The following is a 23,358-nucleotide window of genomic DNA, read 5'->3' on the forward strand; positions in this document are numbered from 1 at the left end:
CCCACGAGGGCGGGTGCTATCCGCTGAAGGGGAGAGTGTTTCGGTTGGGCGGCGCCCCGCTGCGCTGGGGACCGCCGCTCCCTCGCAATGACAGAAGGGTGCGCCCCTGCGCCATGACCAGAGAGCGCATGCCCCGTCACAATAGCCAAAACCTCGCTTATCTCACGCTTTTTGTGTATTGTTGTGGCTATCCTTCACCCTGTTTGACCATATCGCCGACTTATGGTATCTTGCCGTCGTGCCATATCGAAGGTGATACTGGCAATATATGTCATATACCTTGTTGTATATGACACAGCGCTCCGCGACAGGACCATGTTCGTCCTGTTCCATCGTCACACTGCAGTGTGACGATGTGATTCCGTGTTGAATGGCGTTGGCCCCGCGTGTGACAACGCCCGGAGGAAACATCTGCATGGTGACGCATTCGACGCGCCGCCGTTGCACTCTGTTCGCGCTCGGCTGGCTGTTCGCCGTAATGCTCTCGTTCGTCGCTCGACCCGTGCCTGTCGCTGCCGCTCCTACCCTCGTTCTCCCCACTCCCCCCGGCGAACCATGGCGAATTATTCAGGGATACGCTTGTGGCACCCATGCTGGCTGGGATCGCTACGCGCTCGATTTGGCCCAAGTGAATGGCCCGACCTACAACGCTCCGATTCGGGCGGCTGCCTCCGGTACGCTTTGGCATTGGGAGGCGCGCAGCGGCACGATGATCCTTTCCCACGGCAATAACTTCTTTACGATGTATACCCATCTCAGCTAGCCGGTGACGACCGCGCGCGATTATGCGTTTGCAGCCGGCGATGTGTTGGGGTATGCGGGTGATCGTGGTTCGCCCGGTATTCCCCATCTTCACTTTATGGCCTATACTGCCGGCGCGAATGGCTGGAGCAGTCGCCAGTCGGTGCCGCTGAAGTTTGCCGAGGGCTACGATTTGCCTGAAATCGGCGGCTGCAATCAGCACGGCGGCAAGGTATTGACGGCTATGTCGCTGCAAGATCCGGCGGTGACGTTTACCAGCGCAGCACTGCCGTCCGGATGGTATAACGTCGATCACCAGATCGATTTTAGCGTGGCGTGGGGTGGCGGCGGCCTCAGCCAAGCGTGGAATGCCGAGCCGCCAGCGGATCAACCAATGTTCCCCGGCGCTTACGATGGCTATGCCCGCCTAGCTGATATGGGTGAGGGCTGGCATACGCTCTATGTGCGGGCGTGGGGGCCTGATGGCCGGCAGACGTTGGCCAGCTATGGGCCGGTCGGTTATGACATTTCGCCGCCGGTGTTGGTAGCGATGCCGCAAACGCTGACACTGGCCCGCGAGCAAGCGATCACGCTGGTGTGGCCCGCGGCGAGCGATCTGCTTTCCGGCGTAGCCGGTTACCGGCTCTACCTCGGCCCAGATCCGGCTGGCGAGAGCGAGTGGTTTGTGACCGAGCCAAGCGTGACGGCACCGCCATTGGCTCCCGGTACGTGCTGGTTGCGGGTCAAGCCGCTCGATAATGCCGGTAATGTGGGGGTATGGCAGACGGTGATGGCCATCGTGGTGGAGTAGCTCTCAACCCCGCGCACACGGCAGGTTTAAGGGTGGACAGAGCGTATGAGCGCAGATGCGGTTGATGGCTTTGCGCTGCGCCACTTCACCCTCATCCCCGGCCCCTCTCCCGTCACGCGGGAGAGGGGCGATCATCGTGTTCGATCGCGCGATTGGCTGAGCTAGCCACGCAGCGGCTCCCCTCGCCCGCCGTGAGGTGGGAGAGGGGGCTGAGGGGTGAAGGGCCATCAGCGATATGGTTGATCGCGTTGCGATGTGTTGGTGTACCCTAACCCCTCTCCCGCACGGCGGGAGAGGGGTGATGCTTTTCTACCGCCGCACCACTACCGGCGTCCCTACCGGGGCCCATTCGTAGAGCCATGCCGCCGCTTTGAGCGGCAGGTTGATGCAGCCGTGGCTGCGGCGCACGCCGGTGCCAAATTGGTTGTGCCAGTAGGTTCCGTGCAGTGCAACGCCGCCGACGATGTACATCGCGTGGGGGACGCGGGGAACGACCCAACATTCGCCGCCAGCGCATCCGCGCATCGTCTGTTCGCGCACTTTGGCGTAGATGCTAAACGAGCCGACCGGCGTGTTAAAGCCATCCCGTCCGGTTGAGACCGGCGCGTCGAAGATGATACGATCGCCGTCGAGCGCGTAGAGCCATTGGTCGCTCAGATCGACGATGATCAGCTTGTCGCCGGTCAAGCGGATGACCGGTTGGGCAGGCTTGGGAGCCGGTGGTTTCGCTGCCGGCGCCGGGGTAGGCGCGGCAGTTGGGGGTGGCGCAGGCGGCGTCGCTTGGAGTTGGCCGTTGGCATCAACCGGCAGCGCATTGCTGGCGACGACTGGGCTCAGATCGACTCCGCGCAGGCGGGCCAGATCGCGGCCAAGGTCGCTGATCCGCACCGCGTTAGCCGGATCAACAGGACGGGGATCGACTTCGAGTCGGGCCCGTTCAAAGTATTGCACTTGCCGCAACGCGCCGCCAACGTATTCCCAGCGTGGTTCGCTAATCGGCAGACCAAAGATATCGATCGCGCCATGCGCTTCCCAGAAGGCGAGAAAGGGCGGTCCAAGGGTGTAGCCGGTCTCGGCGAAGAAGCGGCGCACGGGGGACTCGCGCACGGATGGGGCGGGGAGCGGGAACGACCGGCCCAATGCAGCGGCATACTCGGCTCCAACCCTTCCGCGCAGCACAGTATTGTTATAGGCCGGATGCAGTTCCAGCCTGCCGCGCTCGAAATATTGCACCGTCAACTCGCCGTCGCGGAAGGGGGCGCTGATCGGCTGGCCTAGCGTTAGCGGCCCTTCACTCTCCCGCCAGACGCTGAGAAACCCGTAGGTGTCATCGAGCCGCTGGCCGGTGGCGACAAAGTAGAGCGCGTTGCTCTGCGCGTGCAGCGGCGCGCCCCACAGCGCCAGCAGCACTCCGGCTATCAATGCGAGATACCGCATCGTTGCGCCGCTTTCTTCAGTGCGAATCCTACGCTTATTATACAGTAGGCGAAGCTGTGGTACCATAGGGAAAGCAGGAGGGGCAAAGCAGCGCTGTGCCCCATAGGCATAGCGCTGCTTTGCCCGCACGTGATGCGAATCATCCGTCTAAGGAGCGATCATGCTAGCCGAATTGCACGACGAACTCGAAACAGTCCGCGAACGGTTTGCCAATCTGCGGGGGCATCTTTGACTTAGCGGCCAAGCAAGCCGAGATCGAGCAACTCGAAGCCCGTGCTGCCGATCCCGATCTGTGGAATGTGCCGCGCACCGCGCAAGAGATTATGCAGCGGTTGACCCGGGTGAAAGAAGAGGTCACGCTGTGGAACGATCTCGAGCGCCGGATCACGAGTCTCGCCGAGCTGATCGAGCTGACCGAGCTAGAAGGTGACGAGTCGCTGGTTGGCGATCTGGCCGCCGAATTGCGCGCCATTCAGCACGAGGTTGAACAGCGCGAGCTAGAGGTGCTGCTCAGCGGCCCTTACGACGATCGTGACGCCTTTCTCTCGATCCAGGCCGGGATGGGTGGCACCGATGCCCAAGATTGGGCCGCGATGCTCTTGCGCATGTACACCCGTTGGGCCGAGCGGCATGATTATACCGTCAATCTGATTGATCTGAGCGAAGGCGAAGAGGCGGGGATCAAGAGCGCGACGATTGAGATCCGTGGCCCGTATGCCTACGGCTATGCCCGCGCCGAAGCCGGCGTGCATCGCCTTATCCGGCTTTCGCCCTTTAACGCGGCTCATACCCGCCAAACTAGCTTTGCCCGCGTTGAGGTGATGCCGGAAGTGGACGACGCGCCGGAGGTAGAGATCAAGCCGGAAGATCTGCGGATCGATGTCTTTCGCAGTGGCGGCCATGGCGGGCAGGGGGTTAATACGACCGACTCGGCGGTGCGCATTACCCACCTGCCGACCGGGATTATGGTGACGTGCCAAAACGAACGCTCGCAGATTCAGAACCGCGAAACGGCGCTGCGCGTCTTGCGCGCCCGTTTGCTCGAACGTGAATTGCAGCGGCAAGCCGAAGAGCGGGCCCGGCTGCGCGGCGAGTATCGCGAGGCGGCGTTCGGCAACCAGATGCGCACCTATTACCTCCACCCCTCGACGCTGGTCAAAGACCATCGCACCGATTATGAAACGAGCAACGTCCAAGCCGTGCTCGATGGCGATATTGATCCGTTTATCGAAGCCTTTTTGCGTGCAAACGTGCAGGAGTCGTGATGGAGATTAAGTATACGCCGTGGCGCATGCGGTATATCAAGCGTGGTGACGTTGATGAGGGATGCGTGTTCTGCGCGATGACCGCTGCCGAAAGTGCAAGTGATGCCGAACGGTTGGTGCTCTACCGCGGGCGGCATTGTTTCGTGGTGATGAACCTCTACCCCTACAATACGGCCCACTTGATGGTGGTGCCGTATCTGCACGTTGCCGATCTTACGACGCTTGATAGTAATATTGCTGGGGAATTGTTCACTTTGACGCAACAGTGCGTTGCGATCATTCAGGATGAGTATGCGCCCCACGGCTTCAACGTTGGCATGAATTTGGGGCGAGTGGCCGGCGCTGGGATCGCCGATCATCTGCACATGCACATCGTGCCGCGCTGGAACGGCGACAACAATTTTATGCCAGTGATTGGCGGCACGAAGCTGATCCCTGAAGCGCTGGAAGAAACGTATGTGCGGCTGCACCCGCATTTTGCCGCGCTTAACTCAACGTCCGCTTAATAAGATCGACGAGATGCGATATCTCGAACGGCTTCTGAATAATCACGGCGCCTTCAGCCTCAAGATCGGCAAACCACGGCTTGCGGCTGAGCGCCGTCATCAGAATGATGGGAATGCCATCGTCTTGCAGGCGCTCTTTGATGCGTTGGAACGTCTCGACACCATCCATGTTGGGCATCATAATATCGCTCAAGACGAGGCTAGGCGAGAGGTTTTCGAGCATGCGCAACCCTTCGAGGCCGTCGCGAGCCAACACCACCTCGTAGCCGGCGTTGCGCAGGGCGAATGACAAAATACTTTGTAGGCCGAGATCATCGTCGATGATGAAGATGGTGCCTTTATTTGCTGACATATCTGTTTCCTTGTCAGTCATAGTTTTGGAATGGGTTGGGATGGACACGAGCAGGTTGGCGTTTGTTGTGCGCCATTATACCAGAGAGTAACCGGGTAGATGTTGGCGAATGAAGAGTGATACGAGGAGTAAGAGCATGACTCGTCCGGTGCCGGCAGTGCTTGCCGAATATCCGTTTCATTACCCGATTGAAGTGCGCTTTCGCGATCTCGATGCGCTTGGCCACGTCAATAATTCAGTCTATGCGACATACCTCGAATCGGCCCGGATCGCTTATTACCAGCGGCTGCTGGGCGGCTCGCTCGACCGGTTGGGGATCATTCTGGCCGAACTAACGATTCGCTACAAAGCGCCGGCCCATTTTGGCGATGAGTTGCTGGTTGGCGTGCGAGTTAGCCGGATCGGCGGCAAAAGTTTTACCATGGAGTACGCGATTGCCCGGCTTGGCGATGGCGCGCTGATCGCGACGGCGCAGTCGGTGTTGGTGGCCTACGATTACGCTGCCGGGCGCAGTGTGCCGGTGAGCGATGAGTTTCGCGCTCGCGTCGCCGAGCTACAGGGTGGGCTAGGCGGATCGTAGCGGCGACGCAGCTTTTCATAGTTCTATTCCGCTAATTCGTGGTAGAGTTGCACGACCGGATCGTCGCGTTTGCGGCGCGGGTTGATGCTGGCGGCGGCGAGGTAGCGCTGGTAGACGCGCTGCATCTCTACCGGCAAGCCGAGCCGGTGGCTGGCGCGCAAGTGCCAGTTCACTACGGCGACTGCTCGCGGTTCGAGGGCTAAGACTCGCTGGCAGTAGTGCAAGCATTGCTGGTCATTGCCGGCGGCATAGGCGTGGGCGGCGAGCCGCTCGCCGGCCAGTACCGTTTTGCTGAGCAGGCTTGCTCGCCGTTCGGCGGCCCACTGCTGCGCGCCGGCAATTCCCTCCATGTACGGCCCGTTGTGCAGATCAAGCACGTATTGGTAGAATGAGAGCGCTGCATCAAGGCCTTGTTCTTCTGCGGTCTTGGCGGCGAGATCGAATGTCTGTTCGAGCAGATTGGCGTCGCTGCGGTAGAGGTCAGTGTTGAGCGCGCATCGCTGCCGGTTGGTATGCAGCAGGTGCGTAGCGAGATCACTGCTGCCGCAGCGGTGCAGCACTTGTCGTAAGGCGGTCAGGGTGCGGGCAATGCTGCTGGTGCTGGCCGCGCCGCCCCAAATCGCCGCCGCAATCTCGCTGCGTGTCGCTCCGCTGGCGCCGCAATGCACTAGATAGGCAACGATGCCTTGCACCTTGCGCCCGCCGGCCTTCCCGCCATCGCTTTGCCCCCATTCGTCCGGTTCGATCGGGCGGCTGTTGATAAAGACTTGGAAATCGCCCAGACAGCGCACGTAGACGCCACGGAATGGGCTGAGCTCGACTCGCAGGCCGGTGATTTCACCGATGTTGGTTAAGGCTGCCCGCGCTTGTTCACTCAGTGCCGGATCGTCGAGCAGACGGCGCAGGTAGGTGAGAGCGCGGTTGCCATAGTGGGTGAGCAGAATGGTGGTGGCTTGCCGGCGCACCAGCGGGTCGGTATGGCTCAAAAGTGGCAGGTAAAGCGTGACAGGATTGGACATAGCTGCTACTCATCGTGATCAGGCTCCTCTGGCGGGAGACGGCGGACGATGTTGACCGAGGGATCAATGCGGAGTTCACCGTGCTCATCAAACTCAACCAAGAGGATTTCGCGATCGCCGCTGAACATGCTGAAGCGGACTTTCCCGGCTCCATACGGCATACAGATGATCCGGTCGCCGGGCTGGAAGCGCGGTTCGGGCGGCGGAGTGCTGGCGGCTGGTTGCGGTGTAGCCGGTGCGGCGGGTTCGTCGCGAGCACGGCGTTGGCGTAGACGGGCTAGTATCGCTTCGGCGTCGGGCATAGGTGGCTCTTCGGCTGGCGGCGGAGTGGCCGGCTGCGCTGGCGGCGAGCGATCAGGTTGATTGCGCACCGGCGTCCGTTCGGGTGGCCGGCCGTACCGATTGCGGGCATTGCCGCTGGCGCGGGCGGCGCGAGCGGGCGGCTCAGGCGCGCGGGCAGGCGGCTCAGGCGCGCGGGCAGGCGGCTCAGGTGCGCGGGCAGGCGGCTCGGTGCGGCTGGCCTTAGCCGGCGGCAATGACGGTATCGGAATCGCTACTTCCGCCTCGCCGCCCAATACCGCCAGCAGCCAATCCATATCGGTGCGGGCCAGCGACTCAAATAGCGGATCGGTGCGTTGATCGAGGGCAATATCATAAGCCAGTGGCAGAATACTCTCGATCTGCTCGTATAGCCATTCAGCCAAGCCGTTGCCGTTCGGTTGGGCATCAACAAAGTACAGATGCTGCGTGGCCGGATCGTAAACGGTCACGCAATCCTCCAGCCGGGCCAACGTGCGCAGTGCAATCGCGGCGACACACGACCATCCTGCCAATTGGCCGGTCACATGCAGCGGCTGGGTGAGGCGCACCCAGATCGCCGGACTATTCCATTGTTGGGTGAGGGGTTCCGCCAGCGCACGTTCTTGGGCCGGGTTCCGCCCAACCTGCTCGCGGTAGGCGTACGTCGTCTCTTCAATCGTGACCCGACCCCATCCCACCTGCGGCCCTCTGCCGCCGCGCGCGCGGCGCAGTTCGCGCTGCGCCCATTCATCCCGAAGCCGTACCTGACAACGGCGCAGCGGCAGGGTGCGCCGGCTAGCGCGGACGGCCAGCGTCACTGTGCCGTGCTCGTCGTTGCGCGCGATAACCTGTTGCCCGCCGCGCAATGGCGGCAGCGCAGCAGCCGGGTGCGCCCAACGACCGGCAATCGACGGATCGACCATCCCGGTCTCGCGCCCTTGTTCATCAAGCAGATGGATCGGTTCCATGCCGGCAGCGTGCAGTGCGAGGGGAATATACGGGTCGCTTTGGGTTCCCGGCAACCAGATCGGCGTCCGATCAGGCAGGCGATAGAGATGCTGCTGCGCTGCGAGCCGTTCGACAATCGCCGTGAGTTGCCACTGCTGGATCTCCTCGTCGCGTAGCGGTTGCTCGCTGGCAGCGCAGACCAGATGGAGCGCGGCGACAAACGGGTTCAGCGGCGCTGGCGGCCATACCGGTGGTTGCAGCAACGGCCACGTGGCCATATCGGTCACCGCCAGCCGTTGTAGAGCTGGTTCGCTGACACCGCGCCCCAACAGCAGAATCACGAGTGCGGCCCCGCTGTCAAGCGCAGCCTGCAGCGCAGCGCCGGTCTGAGCGCCGGTCACGATCTGCACGTGGGACGGGAGCGGGCTGGTGCTGGCGCTGTACCGCTCAGCGGCGACGGCTGTCCGCACGTGGCCGATTTCATAAGGGGAAGCGACCACATGCACACTGGCGCCAGCCGCAAGGAAGGCTTCCACCAGCCGCGTAATCTCGCTGTGGCGGTCGCCGTCGGTCTGCCAGAGAGCTAGCGTAGTGGCCGGATGGGGCAAATCACTCGCTGGCGTGACCCGCCATTCGCGCCCGCTGAGCAGATGCAGCGCCGCTTCAGCGCCGCTGACCGGCGCGACAGAGCCGCCGAGCGCGAGGGGGTGTGGCGTGAGCCGGCTGGCGCGGAGCAGGATCATACTGAGGTGGCTGGCGGCAATGCCGTAATAGGTGTGGAGATCGGCGATCGCCACCAAACGCAACTGGCGCCAGAAATAGCGCCATGCGCGGTCGTGAAAGCGGAGCAGCGAGCCGTGCAATTCGGGCAGCGTCGTGACGACCAGCCGGGCCGCCGGCGCAGCGCGGCGCTTCGCGCCATTGGTCGCTGCGATGGCAATTGCCGGCTGGCAAAAGCGTGCGAGCGCCGTCGCTTCACGCTCGTGCAGCAATGCTTGATCGGCGTCGGGCGTAATCAACAGCGCGGTAGCGTTCGCTTCGTTACGCAGCAGATCAAGCGCCAACAGATGTAAACTAGCCCGGCTGAGTAAGCCGCTACCGGTGATAGCAAATGGCGCGCCGCGCCGAAGGGCGGCCAGCGCGATCGATTGCGCTTGAAAAAATGGGGTGCCAATGGCGCGTACCCATGCCTCATTCAGCGCTTGATCGACCGGCAAATGGCTAATGCGCGCGCCGTCAGCGGCGGGAATCCGGCGCAGCGCGATGAGCGGCGATGGCGATCGCCCGGATCGTTCGGCCAGCGTTTGCAAGATGTCGATCAGGTCACTCATAACGTTGCTGGTATAACCTCGTTCCCGCCACCCGAATGGATCACCGGGCGTATCCCGTTCGCAAGGCTTTATCGAGCTTTCATCACTCCCAACCTTGACCTGTCCTCGTTTTCTCACCCTCGCGTTAGCTCGGAGGCGGCTGTAAGGTATGATAATGTACTTTACCGGTTACTTGATGGTCTGTAAACTCCATGTTTGGGTGTTTTACCAAACATATCATGCGTTCCTGTTTCACAGCGGCGCGTGGAGGCGCACCCCGTTGTCAGTGCGAGGGGGCGCCGCCCCCGAAGCAATCTCCCGCTTGAGCGAACCTCACCAATTTAGGCATCTCTCCCGCACTCGCGGGGGATTGCGTCGCCTTCGCTCCGCTCGGCGCGCAATGACAGCGGGAAGTGCCGGCTCGCAATGACAGGTGGAGAGCGTGGTATACTCCTGCCGGTTCCATCGATCATTGAGGTGAGGCAATGCGTTCACGCTGGTTGCGAGTCAACGGATACCAGTTGCACTGGATCGAGGCCGGGTATGGGTCAGCAGTCCTCCTCTTGCACGGGTTTGCCGGCTCGTGCGCCGATTGGGCGCCGACCGTGGCGTGGTTGGCCGAGCACGGCTACCGGGCGCTGGCGGTTGATGCGTTGGGCTTTGGCCGCTCTGAGAAGCCAGCTAACGCGCCGTACGGTTTGGTGTTGCAGAGCGATCTCTACGCTGGGCTGCTGGCGGCGCTCGGTATCGAACGGGCCACCTTCGTCGCCCATTCTATGGGCGGCAAATACGCGCTGGCGACGGCTATCCGCCATCCCGATCGGGTGGCGCGGCTGACGATAGTCGCGACTGATGGCTTTGTTGATCCATCGCCGCTGACGATTATTGGCGGTTGGCCGGTGATCGGCGAGACGATCCTCTGGCTGTCGGCGCACCCGGCGGTAGTGCGTGCGTTCTTGTCGGCTGCTTTCCATAACCCGGCGCCGCACGTGAACGCCGAACTGATCGAACGCGGGCGCGAGGCGATTAGCGGTGCGGCTAACCGGCGTGCGCTGACGGCGTTGAGCCGGCGGTATGCGGCGACCGATCTCACCTTGACCGGCCTGCGCGCGCGGTTGCATGAGATTCGCGTGCCTACTCTGCTCATCTGGGGGGCGCAGGATCGGGTCTTTTCGCTCAACAACGCCGAAACTGCCCGCCGTGAAATTCCCGGTGCGCAATTAGTTGTAATCCCGCAGTGTGGCCACTTTCCCCATATCGAAGCAGTGCGTCCCTTCCGGGGCTTGCTCAGCGGCTTTTTGGCGCAGTATGGATAGTGCGCCGGCGCTAATCGACCCGGTACCAACACGCCGGCAGGGGGACACTCCCTCTGCCGATGTTGTCACTGTCGAGCGGGTGCGGAAAGTCGTGCCGAAACTGCGCGCCGCGCAGCCGGTCGCGGCGCAGAAAGGTGAACTCCATAGTTGGCGGGATAGTAATATCGCCTAGCTGCACTATCCCGCGCCGGTTATTCGGGTGAATATGAATGCAGGCATGGGTTTGGAGCAGCTTCTCGATCGCGCGGCTAGCGGTGTGGAAGAACCACTTGTTGAACAACTGGTCAAGATGGTGAAACTCGGCGACAATGATCCGGAAGCGGTTGATCAGGGCCGGCGGCGTCGCCAACAGCACCTCGTATTCTGATCCCTCGATGTCCATTTGCAAGAGCAGATCGGCGGCTGGCTCGTCAGGCAACGATCGGTGAACCCACTCCTCCAATGTGATGAACTGATCAGTGTTGAGCGCACCAACAAACAGCTTACTAAACTGAAATGCCGGATGCGGGGTAGCCGGACCATCAACCGAGGCGTCAGCCATAAAGACACGCATGCCGCGTTCGGCGCATGCGCGTTCAAATTCAGAAATGGGGCCGACGCCGGGAGAGAAACAGGCGACAATACCGGCAAGATCGTCGGGTACAAGGTAGCCGCCGTCGCCGTGCGGGCCAATTCGGATAAGGGGGGTGGGCGGCGCCAGCGGATGAAGCTGTCGGATCAACCCGCGTAACTGTTCAAGTGGGGTAAGATTTGTCGGAAACATCCGCATCAGCGCAGCAAGCTGGATCGATTGCCGCAGGATCGCTTGTTTCATAATAGTGCCGGGTTTTGTGGGATAAATCACAGCGTGATTGTATCATTACGCATCACCCGAGTCAATGACAAAACAGTCATTGTGTTGATTAGACTTCAACTTTTGATAGGGCATTGAGAATCACCACCCCAATAATGATGAAACCAATGCCGATAATTGCCCATAGATCGAGTTCTTGACCGTACAACATCCACGCAATGGCTGTGATTAAGATGATCCCAATCCCTGACCAGATCGCATAGGCGATGCCGACCGGGATCGCTTCCAACGCCAGCGACATCATATAAAACGAGATGCCATAGCCGACGACCACAATCACCGATGGCCAGAGGCGGGTAAAGCCGGCGCTCGCTTTTAATGCTGAGGTTGCTATCACCTCGGATACGATTGCGATCATCAAGAAAAGCCAGTAGTTCATACCCTTACTCCATCCTACAGCAGCGTGTCAGAACCCGGCGATAAAACGGACGGCATCTTGCATCCAGTGGAAGGCAATGGCAGCCTCAAGCCCATAGCGGCGGGCCAGCAGCAATGCCGGTACGCCCCATACGAGCGCGAGCGCGCCTCCCATGACAAACCCTATCAGCGGTGCGCTTAGCCAAAGATCATCAACATGGGCATAAGCGTGGGCCAACGTTGCGAGGAGACCGGCCAACCAGACGGCTTGCGCCGGCGGTTGTGCGCTCAGTCGCTGCCAGAGCCAGCCCCACAGTGCAAACCGGTAAAGCGTCTCTTCGACGATGGCTGGCTGGAGCGCGTCAATGATCGCGGCAATTGGCGATTGCCACTGGATTGGTTGATGCTGGGTTAATTGTAACCCAACTATATTCACCGCCGCGAACGGCAACCCGATTGCGAGCCCCAGCCAGATGCTCTGGCTGGTTTGGTGCCAATCGTTGGCGGCGAGGCGGCACGGTACCGGCCCGCCTTGGCGCGTCACCGCTAGCCCGCCGAGCAGAGCGATCGCCGTGAAGAGGCCGCGCAACAGGCCTTGCGCCGCTGTGCCGTCGATCAGGTCGAAGAATGGGTACGGTGAAAAGAGCGTGGTCAACGGCATTGTCCCGCCCACGAGTAGCCCCGCTCCGATCGCAAGCGCCCAATCGCGCCGTTGGAGCGTCTGGACGTTGCGATAGATCGTCCACAGCGAAACCATCACGATCACGGTGTTGAGCAGATCAAACGTGCGCGGGACGGGAAATGCGGTTGCGAGCAGCGCGCGCCCACCAATGAGCGCGAATAGGGCGGCAAGTAGGATGCGAGGGGTCATTAGCTGGCGCATACGATACCTTGTCACAAAACATACTGGCAGCCATTGCGCCAATCGTACCACTGCAATGGTTGCCGGCTGACAGGTGTTCGTTGCGCTGCTTGGTCAACCAAACAGCAGGAAGAGACTGATGCCGGTGGTGACGATCACACCATTGAGGAGATTATGGGCGAGGATTGGCCCCAGCAGGCTGCCGGTGCGCGTGAACAGCCAAGCGTAGCAGGCGCCAAAGATCAGGCAGGTGAGTTGTTGCAAGAGGTTGAAATGCGTGATTCGCAGCGGGTCGAATGCGATATTGATGTGCGCCAGCATAAAGATCGCGGTCGCTATCCCGCCGGCGAGCAGTCGCGTGATGCGGGTGCTGAGACCGCTGTAGCTGCCGTACCAAAGGAATGGCCGCATCACCAGTGCGCGAAAGAGGATTTCTTCGCTGGAGCCTGACAGCAAGAGTTGGAAGGCGAGGTGTCTGACTATATTGCGTGTCGTGAATGGAAAGGGCAAGGCCGTGGACAGATCGCTCACAACGATGAACGTCACGCCGATGCTGGCTTGGATCACGAACCAACCGAGACAGAACAGCGCCACCAGACGCAGCGTATCTTGCCAGCCGTTCGTATTGAAGCCGAAGGTGCTCAAGTTGACGCGGTAGCTGCGCGCTATAACGATAATCACCAGTAGCGCGATGCTCCCTTGCCAGAGATGATGCAACGTGATCATGAGAAAGCTGTTGTCCGGGTCAAGTCGGCGCCATTGGTGATATAGCGGTTCCGCCAGCCAGAACGCTAGTTCGCTGATCAGGCGGGTAAGGATCGGCAAGCCCAGCGCGAGGCCGCTGATCACGCTGCTTGTGCGCCAGTATGATGCTTGCATGGCTTACTCTTTCACGTGTTTGAATAAGATGGCGTTCATACTCATCCCTGCTAGCGTCAACGCCGGGAAGATGACGAGTTCGACCGGACTGATGGCCACTCCCACGCGGGCCATGTTCCATGCCATCACGCTCACTGCGGTGCCGAGGGTGAGAAACTTGGTCAACCCAATCGCGGCTAACAGGTATCCTGCCGCGTGCCGGCGCAAGAGCAAGCTGCCGCCAAGCACGCCCAACGGGACGATGATAGCCAGATCGAGCGCTTGGATGAACATGCTGGTGGTGTTTTCTAAGGCGGGAACGGCGTCCGGCCCGAAACTGGCCACGATCCGGCCTAGCCATGCGACGGTCAAAAAAGCGGCGGTGAGAAAGAGCAGACCGGCGATTGGGCCATGGGGCAGGTTGTTTGCGAAGTGATTGGGGAGCGTGGTGAGGTCAAACCAGCTCATCACGATGATCAAGGCGAAGAGACTAAGGCTGAAGAGAGCGGTGTAAACGAGGAAAAGCGGGTTGTACTGCGCGCCGACGCACATGGTGAGGTACGTGTAGAGGATGAAGCCGAGCGTGCCGGCCAATAGCAAGCGAGCGCGCAACCAACCGCGCCGGCTGAGCGCATGCGCGACGGCCAACAACGGCACACCCAATGCCAGCATCACCGCATCGTTGGCTTGCATCTGCGCTGCCGAGCTAACTGTGTCCCAGTAGTAGAGGCCACGGGCGTTGATCATCACCTGCTCGCCACGGAAGGTTGTCAGCGGGTACGGTGTGCCGCTGGCGGGCCAGAGGCCGGCCAGCGCAGCAACTGCCGCTAACCCGCCAATGATCGGCACGAGCCAGTGCAAGATGCGTTGTGCCGGCATGATGGTCTCCTCTGATCACAATCCTGCCGGCAACCAGCCGCGGATCTGGTTCCAATCGCGTTCATCGGTCTCGACCGCGCCAACCATCTTGGCGATCATCCGGTCAAGCCACGACAGACGGCTGAAGTCCATCTTGCCGCTGAAATAGACCGTTTCGGCGTGTGGCACGAGCGGTTGCACGGCATTAAGATAGGCGACGCGGGCGGTTTGGCTGGCTGCATTATTGCCGGTGTTGCGCAGGTGAACGGTGAAGAGCGCGACCGACAGCCCGCTCAGGGTGGCCTGATGTCTCTTCACGAACTCAATCGCTTCAGGCAACCAGTTGCCAATGCGAATCGCGCTGCCGATAATCACCGCCGTGTAGCCTGCCAACGCCGGTTGCTCGTTCACTGGCTTGACATCGACAGCATAGCCGCGCGCAGCAAGGCTTTCACCGATCGCGGCGGCGATTTCGGCAGTTGAACCGGCGCGGGTGGCATACGTCACGAGAATGCGTTTACTCATCGGAGTTGCTCCTTCCAAGGTGACGGTAGGGTGGTCAATCACTGGCGTTTGGGTTGCGGCAACTGTTAATCCGGCGCCGGCCAGCGTCGCGCCGGCAACGCTCAGACCGGTGACTTTGAGGAAGCGGCGGCGGGTGATGGGTTTGGCCGGCATGATGATGCTCCTTCTTCGTGCGTGAATGCTAGTATCACGTATCCCAGATTGTGCAGGCGGCGCAAGAGACCGAGGAGGCCGGCCTGATCGGTCCGGATCCGCGATGTGGCTGGTATCGCCGGTGTAGCTCAGAACAGCTCCCGGTGGGCAACAGGCGATCACAAACTCTTCGTCAACCCGTCCGCGCAGGATGAGGCAGTATGGTTGTTGATCTGCGATGGTGGGGTGGCTGTTCATTGCGCCCTTCCTTTCGTGTTGGCTCCAGTGTATCTCTGGGCTAAACAAAGCGGACTACACGAAGATGTAGTCCGCCGGGCGACAATGATGTAGTTGTTGCGCTACAGCCAGCCAAGCTCACGCGCGCGCGCCACGGCGTGGGTGCGGTTGTTGGCCGCCAGTTTGCCGTAGATGGTCTTGACATAGAAGCGCACGGTGTTGACGCTTATGACCAAGTGCTCGGCGATCGCGGCATAGGTCAGACCTTGCGCCAGTAAGCGCAGCACGGTCGCTTCGCGTTCGCTCAGCGGTTCAAAGTCAGTTGCGGTTATCTGGCGGGGCGCTGTTAGCGCCGGTGGCGGCAGATGAATCGCCAGCCATGGCGGGCAACCGATCTTGGCCCAGCAGATCGCTGATCACCTCGCCGGCTTCGAGGAAGATGCGGACATAGCCTTCCGCTTCGGCAATTGCGAGCGCGCGGTTCAGTAGGTACGTCGCGGTTGGCTGGTCGTGCTGGTGGCATTGTGCGCTCAGGATAAGGGTGCGCAGTAAGGTATCGCGCCGTCCGGTCGTCTCGGCCACCGCGATCAGGTGCTGGGCCAAATCAGCGGCGCGCGGATCGTGTTGCGCCAGTAGCAAACGTAACCAGCTCAGATGGACGAGCAGGGTGCGATGGGTGGCCGGTTCATCAGGCGTGATGCTGCTGCGTCGGAGGTGCGCCGTCGCGGTGGCGAGGTCGCCGGCGGCCAGCGCCAGTGCAACCTGTTGCGTAAGCAGTTCGGGCCGCACCCACGCTGGCGCACCTTGTCCAAGCAATGTTTCAGCAGTGGCTAGGATGTGGGCAGCTCCAGCCAGATCTCCTTCAGCTTGCAAGAGGCGGGCAAGCGTGCATTGGCTGTAGATCACCGAAGCGTTGTGTGCCGCTAACGTCCCCAAATGAATGCTCCGCTCAAGGTATTCGCGGCTGCGGGGAAGATCGTTCCATTCGTAAAATACCAGCCCCAATGCGCCGTAGACCGCGCCAAAGATCGGCGGCGGTGCAGTTTGGATATGCTCTAGATGCTGGATCGCTGCGGTGGCGGTGGCTGCCGCGAGGCGTAAATGCCCGTATTGCGTTGCGAGTAGCGTGAGGTGCGCCACCGCCAGCAGCGCGGTGACAGGATCGCCGGCGGCGCGCGCCGATTGCGCTGCGCGTTGCAATGCGGCGACGGCGTTGGTAAAGTCGGACAACTGGCGGTATGCCCCACCTAATGCTAGTGCCGCCAATCCGGCGACTCGTTCGTTGCTGGTTGGGTTGGCTGCCAGACTCGCCTCTGCCGCCGTAATGGCTTCTGCGATTCGCTCAACCGTTTGGTTCAGATTGGCGCGTAAGGCCAAGCTCTCTGCCCGTAGTGCCGCGTCATTGGCAGGCGGTTGGGCAGCGAAAGCGGTTTCTACCTGCATGAGCAGCGGCTCCACCTGTTCAAGCTGGCCGCGCAAGAGCCGCATCCAGCCGAAGTCGAGGCAGAGGCGCGGGCTGGTTTGAAGGCAGCCGTCCGGCAAAGCGTGCCACCAACGTGCCAGGGCGTGAGTATAACGGCATTCAACAATGCCCAGCCATGGCGTTCGAGCAGCGCAATGACCCCTTCTTGCTCGTTGGCGGCTAGCGCGTGTTCGATCGCCTCAACCGGCCTGCCCTGCGCTTCGTGCTAGTGGCTGGCGTGTTGATGCAGTCGAGCAATGAGCGAGGGATAGCGGCGCCGCAGTTGTGTCTGCAAGAGTTCGGCGAACAGGCGGTGGTAGCGGTACCACGTGCCGGTATGGTCTTGCGGCACAAGGAACAAGTTGGCGGCTATGAGATAGTCGATCAGCGCGGCGCTGTCTGCCCGGCCAGTGACGGCATCGCACAACTCGCTGGTGAATCGGTCAAGGATGGAGGTTTTCAGGAGGAACTCTTGCACAGCGGGCGGCTGGCGGGCCAGCACCTCTTCGGTGAGATAATCGAGAATGAAGCGATGTGACCCGCTCATTTCTACCACCAACCGGGCCGGATCGGGCGACCCTTGCAATGATAATCCGGCGAGTTGCACCCCTGCCGGCCATCACTCAGTGCGTTCGAGCACCTGATTGAGAGCGGCGTCATCTAACGCCAACCGCATTCGTCCGCAGAGGAGGGCGATCGTTTCGGCGCGGTCAAAGCACAAATCGACTGCGCGCACCTCGGTGAGCTGGTTGCGCGCGCAAGCGGGCTAACGGCATAGCCGGATCTTCGCGGGTGACGAGCATCAGGTGGAACGATGGCATCGCGTGGGCTAACAACTGCTCGGCCAGCGTCAAGATCGCCGGATCGTGGATCAGGTGGAAGTCGTCGAGCACGCAGACCAGAACCTCGTTGTGAGCGGCAAGCTCATTGAGGATCGTGGCCGCGAAAATTGCGGGGGGGCGGGAATTGGCCGGCGTGCAAGATGGGCAACAAGCCTGTCCCAAGCTGCGGTTGGATTCGTTGCAGCGCCGCTACGAAATAGAGGCCAAACCGGATCGGGTCATCATCAGTTTCGTCGAGCGCCAGCCACGCGATGGGGCAGGAACATTGCGCGGCCCACGTTGCGGTGAGTGTCGTCTTGCCATAGCCGGCGGGGGCGGCGATCAGGCTCAGCCGGCGCTGTTCCGCCAGTTCCTCGTTCAGGCGCGCCACCAAGTGCGGGCGCGCGATCGCGGAAGGCGTGGGCCGCGGCGGGGTGATCTTGCTGATCAAAAGGGTAGGTGTCATAGTTGCCATCTATTCCGGCGCTGCCGGTTTCGGCAACACAAGGCTTAACAACGGGTTGGGAAAGCGCCGGACAAGGGTAATCGCGCAAAAGGTCTCGGCGAGATCGGGCAAATCGGCATACTCGACCAGCATCCCGTGTTCGAGTTCATCTTTGACCACGATCGGCGGCATCACCGACAAGCCGCTGTGTTCGCGCGCCATCAGCCGCAGCATGGCCATGTCGTCAGCTTCGGCCACGATCCACGGTTCGATGCCTAAACGGTGCATCAGAGCGTCGAAGCCGGCGCGCACCGTCGATTCGGGTGAAGGCACGACGAGCGGCTCAGTGCGTAACAATACGTCAATTGGTTTCTGATACCGGTCAGAGCGGGGATGGCCGATCAAGCCCACCGGCTGCGTGTTGATCACGTGAATGATCCACGGCGAGGACTGATCGCGGGGAGGGGCCACATCCGACAGCACCACATCGAGATCGTACAGCTTGAGGCTGTTGAGCAGGTCGTCGAGGGTGCCAGAGCGAATGATGACCTTGATATCAAGATCGATCAGCAGCGGGCGCAGAAAACGAACCTGAAAATTGCGCGAGATGGTAGATAGCGCACCGACGCGCAACACCTTTTGCTGGGTTTCGGCCAAGCGGCCAAAGGTGCCGAGCAGTTCGTCGCCTTTGGCGAAGATCGCATCAGCAAAGTCGAGCGCAATGTGGCCGGCTTCGGTCAGCACCAACCGGCGACCTACCCGCTCGAACAGCGGTTGACCAAGGTAATCTTCGAGCGCGCTGATCTGCATCGACAGCGCCGATTGGGCGATGTTGTGCTTGCGCGCGGCCCGGGTGAGGTTGCCTTCGTGGGCCACGATCCAGAAATACCGCAAATGATGATAATTCAACATCATTTTTGACATACCCACCGTAACGCCGCACGGTTCCTGCCCTGCGTTAGGACAGATGCCGCGTCCCGTAACGCCGCACGGCCGTGCGGCGCCCCATCCACCACCAGTATGCCAGATTGCATACGCTGCCGCAATGACATCTCATTAAATATTCTATCAAAACGAACGTATTTTGCAAAAACATATATTTTACTGATTGATAGCTGCATGATACTATCCAACCATCGACCATTGATACACAGGGAGGTAACGACGGTATGGATGGGATGTTGGCGCTTCTGGGATATCTTGCGCCGCTATTGTTGGCGTTTGTGGCGCTGTTGGCGGCGCTCAACCTGTTGCGTTCGGTTGAGCTGGTGTTTCAGGTTGGGCGGGTGGTGAGCATTGGCGCGTTTGGCTTGATGCTCACATTGGGGATTGTGGTCTTGACCACCGGCCCGCAGGTGAGCCCGTTGATCGGGATTGGCGAGGTGGGGCTGTCGCTGCGCCTCGATGCGCTCAGTGTGATGATGTCGTGGTTGGTGACGCTGTTGGGCGCGTTGTTGATCCAGTTTAGCCGCAACTATCTCGATGGTGATCCGCGCCAGAAGCTCTTTTTCATCCGTTTGTACCTGACGGTCAGCGCCGTGCTGTTGATGGTGATGGCCGGCAATCTTTGGCAGTTGGTGGCAGCGTGGATTGCGATGAGCCTTGCCTTGCACGAGCTGCTGGTGTTTTACCCCGACCGGCCCCGCGCGATCCGGGCGGCGGGCAAGAAGTTTATCATTGCCCGTGTCGGTGATGTGGCGCTGATCAGCGCAGCGGTGTTGCTGGCTCAAACCTTCGGTACCACCGATCTCGGCCAGATCCATGCTGCGACTAGCGCGGCGTTGGCGTCCGGCGCGATCCCGGCTGGTGCTGCAACCGCCGCTATCTTGATTGTGATCGCGGCGGCGCTTAAGTCGGCGATGTTCCCCTGCCACGGTTGGTTGCTCGAGGTGATGGAGACGCCGACGCCGGTGTCAGCTCTGCTGCACGCCGGTCTGCTCAATGCCGGTATCTTCTTGGTGGTGCGGTTTGGCGAGCTGGTCTTCTTGTCAATCCCGGCGGTGATCCTGCTGATCGTGCTCGGCGGCTTTACCGCCATCTTCGCCTCGTCGTCAATGATTACCCAGAGCAGCGTCAAGGTGTCGCTGGCCTACTCCAGCGCGGCGCACATGGGCTTTATGTTGATGCTGTGCGGCTTTGGCGCCCATACGGTGGCGATTATGCACCTGATTGCCCACTCGTGCTACAAGGCCCACGCCTTCCTCTCGTCGGGCAGCATTATTGAGTACGTGCGCAATACCGGCGCGCAGAAGTTGGATAAGGCGCCGAATCCGCTGGTGTTGCTGGCGAATATGGCGGTGGCGGTGGCGATGTTTGTCGCGGTGGCGACTGCGATCGGGATCGATATTACCAAGCGGCCCGGTGAGACGGCGATGATCACCATCTTTATGGCGGCGGTCGCCTATCTGCTGGTTAAGGGTAACACCGGCAAGGCTCCGCTTTACGTCATCACGCGCACGATGGGGATGGCGGCGTTGGTGACGATTGCCTTCTTCATCCTCGAAGTGATCGCTGAGGCGTTGCTCGGCGGGGCAGTGGCGGTCTATCCGGTGCTGAGCATGCCGGTAATGATTGCGATGGTTGCGGCGGTGGTCATCTTCGTTGCGGTGATGGCGTTCAGCGCCTTCTTGCCGGCGCTGGTCAATCTGCCGGCGTGGCGCGCGTTCTATGTCCATCTCAAGCACGGCTTCTACGCTAATGCGCTGTTTGATCGGGTGCTTGATACGCTCCGGTTGGCGCGGTGATGGAATGGGACCTGGATATATACGGATAAACACTGACTCGTAAGAGATGCAATACAACGTATGGAGGATGCGCCAATGACTCTGGTTGAGACCAATATCCAATCGCTGCCAGTTATCGCTGCGCCGAGCCGGGAGCTGACCGCTGAAACGATTATCGCGGTGGCCAAGCGGGCCGAGCACCAGATTGCGCCGTTGTGGCCGTTGCGCACGTTCGTCGCAGTGAATCCCTACTTGGGCCTGATCGATCACTCGTTTGCGCAGGCGGCGCAACTGCTGGCGCGGCGGGCCGGCGCCAAGATGACTGCGCCGCGCACGTTCTACGCCGAGGCGATCCAAAGCGGGCGCATCACCGATGACGATCTGGCGGCGGCGATTGCAGCGGGGGTGCCGTTCCCCGGCTCACCAGCGACGGTGGCGGCGCTGAAGGCGTTTGCCCTCAGCCACACGCCAGAGCCGGTGATCAAGACGCTGCCTACCGTGGCTGATGTGGCCGCCAAGCTGACCGGCACGCCGTGGGCCGATATTGTCACCGATGCGATCTCAAACTGGGCCGGCGCATACTTCGATCTAGGCCAGTCATATTGGCGCTCGCCGTGGGCCAATCTGCCGGCCTTCGCGGCGTGGCGGGCCGAAGCCGCCTTTGACCGCACGCCGCAGGTGCGTGGTGCGCGCGCCTTCCAGCGTGTGTTGCAGGAAATGCCCAAGACCGCGCCAGAGGCGATCGTGGCCGCTGTTGAGCTGTTGCAGATCCCGGCCAACGGTCTTGAGGCCTACTTCCACCGCCTCTTGCTGTCGATCCAAGGTTGGGCCGGTTATGCCCGCTACCTGCGCTGGAATGCCGAACTCTACGGCGGTCAAGACCAAACCTTGACCGATCTGCTGGCGATCCGGTTGGTGTGGGAAGTGGCGTTGTGGCGCAGCTTTGCTCGCACCGGCTTGGCCGAAGCGTGGCAGCAGTGCGAGGGAGCATTGGGCAATGATCAGGTGGACGAAGCGGCCAAGCGGGCGCTCGGCGGCGATCTCTTGCTGCAACGTGCCTTCGAGAAGGCCTACCAGCGCCAGTTGTTCGCCAGTGTTGGCGCGCCGGCGCCGGCGGCTGCCGTAACCCGCAAGCGCGCGCAAGCCGCATTCTGCATCGACGTGCGCTCAGAGATCTTCCGCCGCGCGCTCGAAACTGTGACCGGCGAGATCGAGACGATTGGCTTTGCCGGGTTCTTCGGCTTCCCGATCGAGTACATCCCGCTGGCCGAGGCGCAAGGTGGCGCGCAGTGCCCGGTCTTGTTGACGCCGCAGTTCGTGATCGCCGAGTCGATTGATGGCAAGGCTAGCGCCGAGGTCGAAGCCGCTATCGCCAAGCGGGCCATGAACCAGCGTGTGACCAAGGCGTGGCGGATGTTCAAATTTGGCCCGGTCTCGTGCTTCGGCTTCGTCGGGCCGGTCGGCTTGGCCTATCTGCGCAAGCTGCTGCTCGACACGCTCGGCATCACCCGTCCGGTGCCGCATCCGGCGACATTCGGCCTCGATGCCGATACCCGCGCGCGGGTCAAGCCGAGCCTCGAACCGCGCCCGATCAATGGTCGCGTGACCGGTATGGCGCTTGAGCAGCGGATCGCCGCCGCCGAGGGTGCGCTCAAGGCGATGTCAATGACCAGCAACTTTGCCCGCATTGTGTTGCTGGCCGGCCACGGCTCAACCACCGTCAACAATCCGCACGCCACCGGCCTTGACTGTGGCGCGTGCGGCGGCCACATCGGCGAAGCGAACGTGCGGGTGGCGGTGCAGATCCTCAACGATCCGGCGGTGCGGGCCGGTCTGCGCCAGCGCGGGATCGACATTCCGGCGGATACAGTGTTCGTCGCTGGTTTGCACGACACCACTACCGACGACGTGACTATCTTCGACAAAGGCGATGTGCCGGCCAGCCACGCCGATGACCTCAAGCAGTTGGAAGCCGATCTGGCTGCTGCCGGACGGTTGGCGCGGGCCGAGCGGGCGGCATTGCTGAAGATTGGGGCGGATGACAACATCGATCAGGCGGTGCGCCAGCGCAGCAAAGACTGGTCACAGGTGCGGCCAGAGTGGGGCTTAGCCGGCTGCGCCGCGTTCATTGCCGCTCCCCGCGAGCGCACCGCTGGGGTGAAGCTGGACGGGCGCTCGTTCCTGCACAACTACGACTGGCGGCAGGATGATGGTTTCGGCGTGCTGGAGCTGATCATCACCGCGCCGATGATCGTGGCGAGCTGGATCAACCTGCAATATTATGGCTCGACGGTTGATAATCGGGTCTTCGGCAGCGGCAACAAGACGTTGCACAACGTGGTCGGCACGCTCGGCGTGCTTGAGGGCAACGCTGGCGATCTGCGGGTCGGGTTGCCGTGGCAGTCGGTTCACGACGGCGAGAAGTACGTCCACGAACCGATGCGCTTGCACGTGCTGATTGAAGCGCCGATCGATGCAATGACCGCGATCATCGCCAAGCACGAACAGGTGCGCCAATTGCTCGACAACGGCTGGCTCTACCTGTTTGCGATCGGCGAAAACGGCAAGGTGACGCACCAATACGCCGGCGGGTTGCGCTGGCAGGCGGTATAGGATTACCAGTGGCGCCGCACGGCCGTG

The 23,358-nt window shown here is 61.3% G+C and carries 24 protein-coding genes; 8 read left to right on the top strand and 16 right to left on the bottom strand.

From position 1 onward, the window contains the following. The first annotated feature begins 415 nt into the window (after positions 1–415). A complete protein-coding gene (locus tag U9R61_RS09855; protein ID WP_322488641.1) occupies positions 416–763 on the top strand; it encodes a hypothetical protein in 348 nt (115 codons plus the stop codon). Between the two features lie 3 nt (positions 764–766). Continuing rightward, on the top strand, positions 767–1,552 hold the full coding sequence (locus U9R61_RS09860) for a peptidase M23 (RefSeq protein ID WP_322488642.1): 786 nt from the start codon (positions 767–769) through the stop codon (positions 1,550–1,552). 309 nt (positions 1,553–1,861) lie between these two features. Here the strand turns inward: U9R61_RS09860 and U9R61_RS09865 are convergent, their stop codons facing one another. After that, positions 1,862–2,989, bottom strand: coding sequence for a L,D-transpeptidase (locus tag U9R61_RS09865; protein WP_322488643.1), 1,128 nt, complete (start codon positions 2,987–2,989; stop codon positions 1,862–1,864). Positions 2,990–3,149: 160 nt separating this feature from the next. Here U9R61_RS09865 and prfB point away from each other — a divergent pair. Both prfB and U9R61_RS09875 read left to right on the top strand, forming a co-directional pair. Then, a protein-coding gene (prfB, locus tag U9R61_RS09870; RefSeq protein WP_322488644.1) for a peptide chain release factor 2 occupies positions 3,150–4,254 on the top strand; the annotation gives its coding sequence in 2 pieces (ribosomal slippage) (positions 3,150–3,218 and positions 3,220–4,254; 1,104 coding nt in all). Continuing rightward, positions 4,254–4,760, top strand: a complete 507-nt coding sequence (locus U9R61_RS09875; RefSeq protein WP_322488645.1) for an HIT domain-containing protein — start codon at positions 4,254–4,256, stop codon at positions 4,758–4,760. Before prfB ends, U9R61_RS09875 begins: the two co-directional genes overlap by 1 nt. Here the strand turns inward: U9R61_RS09875 and U9R61_RS09880 are convergent. Further along, a complete protein-coding gene (locus U9R61_RS09880; protein ID WP_322488646.1) occupies positions 4,741–5,112 on the bottom strand; it encodes a response regulator in 372 nt (123 codons plus the stop codon). The two genes, U9R61_RS09875 and U9R61_RS09880, sit on opposite strands and share 20 nt — an antisense overlap. Positions 5,113–5,248: 136 nt before the next feature. On the opposite strand from U9R61_RS09880, the gene U9R61_RS09885 reads away from it, so the two are divergent. After that, positions 5,249–5,692, top strand: a complete 444-nt coding sequence (locus U9R61_RS09885) for a thioesterase family protein (RefSeq protein WP_322488647.1) — start codon at positions 5,249–5,251, stop codon at positions 5,690–5,692. Positions 5,693–5,715: 23 nt separating this feature from the next. Here U9R61_RS09885 and U9R61_RS09890 read toward each other — a convergent pair whose 3' ends face one another. Both U9R61_RS09890 and U9R61_RS09895 read right to left on the bottom strand, forming a co-directional pair. Beyond that, positions 5,716–6,711: a bacterial transcriptional activator domain-containing protein gene (locus tag U9R61_RS09890; protein WP_322488648.1), complete on the bottom strand. Its 996-nt coding sequence runs from the start codon at positions 6,709–6,711 to the stop codon at positions 5,716–5,718. Between the two features lie 5 nt (positions 6,712–6,716). Next, a complete protein-coding gene (locus U9R61_RS09895; RefSeq protein ID WP_322488649.1) occupies positions 6,717–9,290 on the bottom strand; it encodes a helicase in 2,574 nt (857 codons plus the stop codon). A gap of 464 nt (positions 9,291–9,754) precedes the next feature. On the opposite strand from U9R61_RS09895, the gene U9R61_RS09900 reads away from it, so the two are divergent. Beyond that, positions 9,755–10,585, top strand: a complete 831-nt coding sequence (locus U9R61_RS09900; protein ID WP_322488650.1) for an alpha/beta fold hydrolase — start codon at positions 9,755–9,757, stop codon at positions 10,583–10,585. A gap of 10 nt (positions 10,586–10,595) precedes the next feature. Here the strand turns inward: U9R61_RS09900 and U9R61_RS09905 are convergent, their stop codons facing one another. The 12 genes from U9R61_RS09905 to U9R61_RS09960 all read right to left on the bottom strand — a co-directional run bounded on the left by U9R61_RS09905 (position 10,596) and on the right by U9R61_RS09960 (position 18,907). Further along, complete coding sequence (locus U9R61_RS09905) at positions 10,596–11,399, bottom strand: FkbM family methyltransferase (RefSeq protein WP_322488651.1); 804 nt, start codon at positions 11,397–11,399, stop codon at positions 10,596–10,598. An 88-nt stretch (positions 11,400–11,487) separates the two neighbouring features. Next, positions 11,488–11,817, bottom strand: a complete 330-nt coding sequence (locus U9R61_RS09910) for a multidrug efflux SMR transporter (RefSeq protein ID WP_322488652.1) — start codon at positions 11,815–11,817, stop codon at positions 11,488–11,490. A gap of 27 nt (positions 11,818–11,844) precedes the next feature. Continuing rightward, entirely contained in the window at positions 11,845–12,678 is an 834-nt protein-coding gene (locus tag U9R61_RS09915) for a CPBP family intramembrane glutamic endopeptidase (RefSeq protein ID WP_322488653.1), read from the bottom strand. Between the two features lie 93 nt (positions 12,679–12,771). Then, complete coding sequence (locus tag U9R61_RS09920) at positions 12,772–13,536, bottom strand: CPBP family intramembrane glutamic endopeptidase (RefSeq protein ID WP_322488654.1); 765 nt, start codon at positions 13,534–13,536, stop codon at positions 12,772–12,774. 3 nt (positions 13,537–13,539) lie between these two features. Continuing rightward, entirely contained in the window at positions 13,540–14,394 is an 855-nt protein-coding gene (locus U9R61_RS09925; protein WP_322488655.1) for a hypothetical protein, read from the bottom strand. 15 nt (positions 14,395–14,409) lie between these two features. Then, positions 14,410–15,051: a flavodoxin domain-containing protein gene (locus U9R61_RS09930; protein ID WP_322488656.1), complete on the bottom strand. Its 642-nt coding sequence runs from the start codon at positions 15,049–15,051 to the stop codon at positions 14,410–14,412. Between the two features lie 338 nt (positions 15,052–15,389). Continuing rightward, positions 15,390–15,677 carry a response regulator transcription factor gene (locus U9R61_RS09935; protein ID WP_322488664.1) on the bottom strand — a complete coding sequence of 96 codons (288 nt, stop codon included), beginning with the start codon at positions 15,675–15,677 and terminating at the stop codon, positions 15,390–15,392. Beyond that, entirely contained in the window at positions 15,586–16,809 is a 1,224-nt protein-coding gene (locus U9R61_RS09940) for a hypothetical protein (RefSeq protein WP_322488657.1), read from the bottom strand. Before U9R61_RS09940 ends, U9R61_RS09935 begins: the two co-directional genes overlap by 92 nt. A 146-nt stretch (positions 16,810–16,955) precedes the next feature. Then, positions 16,956–17,315, bottom strand: coding sequence for a hypothetical protein (locus U9R61_RS09945; RefSeq protein WP_322488658.1), 360 nt, complete (start codon positions 17,313–17,315; stop codon positions 16,956–16,958). 124 nt (positions 17,316–17,439) lie between these two features. Beyond that, a complete protein-coding gene (locus U9R61_RS09950; protein ID WP_322488659.1) occupies positions 17,440–17,622 on the bottom strand; it encodes a hypothetical protein in 183 nt (60 codons plus the stop codon). Positions 17,623–17,653: 31 nt separating this feature from the next. Beyond that, positions 17,654–18,016 (bottom strand): hypothetical protein, encoded by a 363-nt coding sequence (locus U9R61_RS09955; RefSeq protein ID WP_322488660.1) that lies wholly within the window; start codon positions 18,014–18,016, stop codon positions 17,654–17,656. 9 nt (positions 18,017–18,025) lie between these two features. After that, the gene (locus U9R61_RS09960; RefSeq protein ID WP_416208841.1) at positions 18,026–18,907 is read right to left on the bottom strand and encodes a LysR family transcriptional regulator; all 882 of its coding nucleotides are present in this window, start codon (positions 18,905–18,907) and stop codon (positions 18,026–18,028) included. 257 nt (positions 18,908–19,164) lie between these two features. On the opposite strand from U9R61_RS09960, the gene U9R61_RS09965 reads away from it, so the two are divergent. Beyond that, a complete protein-coding gene (locus U9R61_RS09965; protein WP_322488662.1) occupies positions 19,165–20,739 on the top strand; it encodes a proton-conducting transporter membrane subunit in 1,575 nt (524 codons plus the stop codon). A 75-nt stretch (positions 20,740–20,814) separates the two neighbouring features. Continuing rightward, complete coding sequence (locus tag U9R61_RS09970; RefSeq protein WP_322488663.1) at positions 20,815–23,331, top strand: DUF2309 domain-containing protein; 2,517 nt, start codon at positions 20,815–20,817, stop codon at positions 23,329–23,331. Positions 23,332–23,358: the final 27 nt, after the last annotated feature.

It is taken from the genome of Chloroflexus sp., assembly GCF_034431535.1.
Taxonomy (GTDB): domain Bacteria; phylum Chloroflexota; class Chloroflexia; order Chloroflexales; family Chloroflexaceae; genus Chloroflexus.

What these genes read in the sequence shown, in the direction of transcription:
- U9R61_RS09920 (WP_322488654.1), bottom strand. Translation starts at nt 13,536, where the DNA reads ATGCAAGCATCATACTGGCGCACAAGCAGCGTGATCAGCGGCCTCGCG.
- U9R61_RS09875 (WP_322488645.1), top strand. Translation starts at nt 4,254, where the DNA reads ATGGAGATTAAGTATACGCCGTGGCGCATGCGGTATATCAAGCGTGGT.
- U9R61_RS09885 (WP_322488647.1), top strand. Translation starts at nt 5,249, where the DNA reads ATGACTCGTCCGGTGCCGGCAGTGCTTGCCGAATATCCGTTTCATTAC.
- U9R61_RS09970 (WP_322488663.1), top strand. Translation starts at nt 20,815, where the DNA reads ATGACTCTGGTTGAGACCAATATCCAATCGCTGCCAGTTATCGCTGCG.
- U9R61_RS09910 (WP_322488652.1), bottom strand. Translation starts at nt 11,817, where the DNA reads ATGAACTACTGGCTTTTCTTGATGATCGCAATCGTATCCGAGGTGATA.
- U9R61_RS09925 (WP_322488655.1), bottom strand. Translation starts at nt 14,394, where the DNA reads ATGCCGGCACAACGCATCTTGCACTGGCTCGTGCCGATCATTGGCGGG.
- U9R61_RS09895 (WP_322488649.1), bottom strand. Translation starts at nt 9,290, where the DNA reads ATGAGTGACCTGATCGACATCTTGCAAACGCTGGCCGAACGATCCGGG.
- U9R61_RS09960 (WP_416208841.1), bottom strand. Translation starts at nt 18,907, where the DNA reads ATGTTGAATTATCATCATTTGCGGTATTTCTGGATCGTGGCCCACGAA.
- U9R61_RS09955 (WP_322488660.1), bottom strand. Translation starts at nt 18,016, where the DNA reads ATGACACCTACCCTTTTGATCAGCAAGATCACCCCGCCGCGGCCCACG.
- U9R61_RS09890 (WP_322488648.1), bottom strand. Translation starts at nt 6,711, where the DNA reads ATGTCCAATCCTGTCACGCTTTACCTGCCACTTTTGAGCCATACCGAC.
- U9R61_RS09965 (WP_322488662.1), top strand. Translation starts at nt 19,165, where the DNA reads ATGGATGGGATGTTGGCGCTTCTGGGATATCTTGCGCCGCTATTGTTG.
- U9R61_RS09855 (WP_322488641.1), top strand. Translation starts at nt 416, where the DNA reads ATGGTGACGCATTCGACGCGCCGCCGTTGCACTCTGTTCGCGCTCGGC.
- U9R61_RS09880 (WP_322488646.1), bottom strand. Translation starts at nt 5,112, where the DNA reads ATGTCAGCAAATAAAGGCACCATCTTCATCATCGACGATGATCTCGGC.
- U9R61_RS09915 (WP_322488653.1), bottom strand. Translation starts at nt 12,678, where the DNA reads ATGCGCCAGCTAATGACCCCTCGCATCCTACTTGCCGCCCTATTCGCG.
- U9R61_RS09865 (WP_322488643.1), bottom strand. Translation starts at nt 2,989, where the DNA reads ATGCGGTATCTCGCATTGATAGCCGGAGTGCTGCTGGCGCTGTGGGGC.
- U9R61_RS09930 (WP_322488656.1), bottom strand. Translation starts at nt 15,051, where the DNA reads ATGCCGGCCAAACCCATCACCCGCCGCCGCTTCCTCAAAGTCACCGGT.
- U9R61_RS09905 (WP_322488651.1), bottom strand. Translation starts at nt 11,399, where the DNA reads ATGAAACAAGCGATCCTGCGGCAATCGATCCAGCTTGCTGCGCTGATG.
- U9R61_RS09900 (WP_322488650.1), top strand. Translation starts at nt 9,755, where the DNA reads ATGCGTTCACGCTGGTTGCGAGTCAACGGATACCAGTTGCACTGGATC.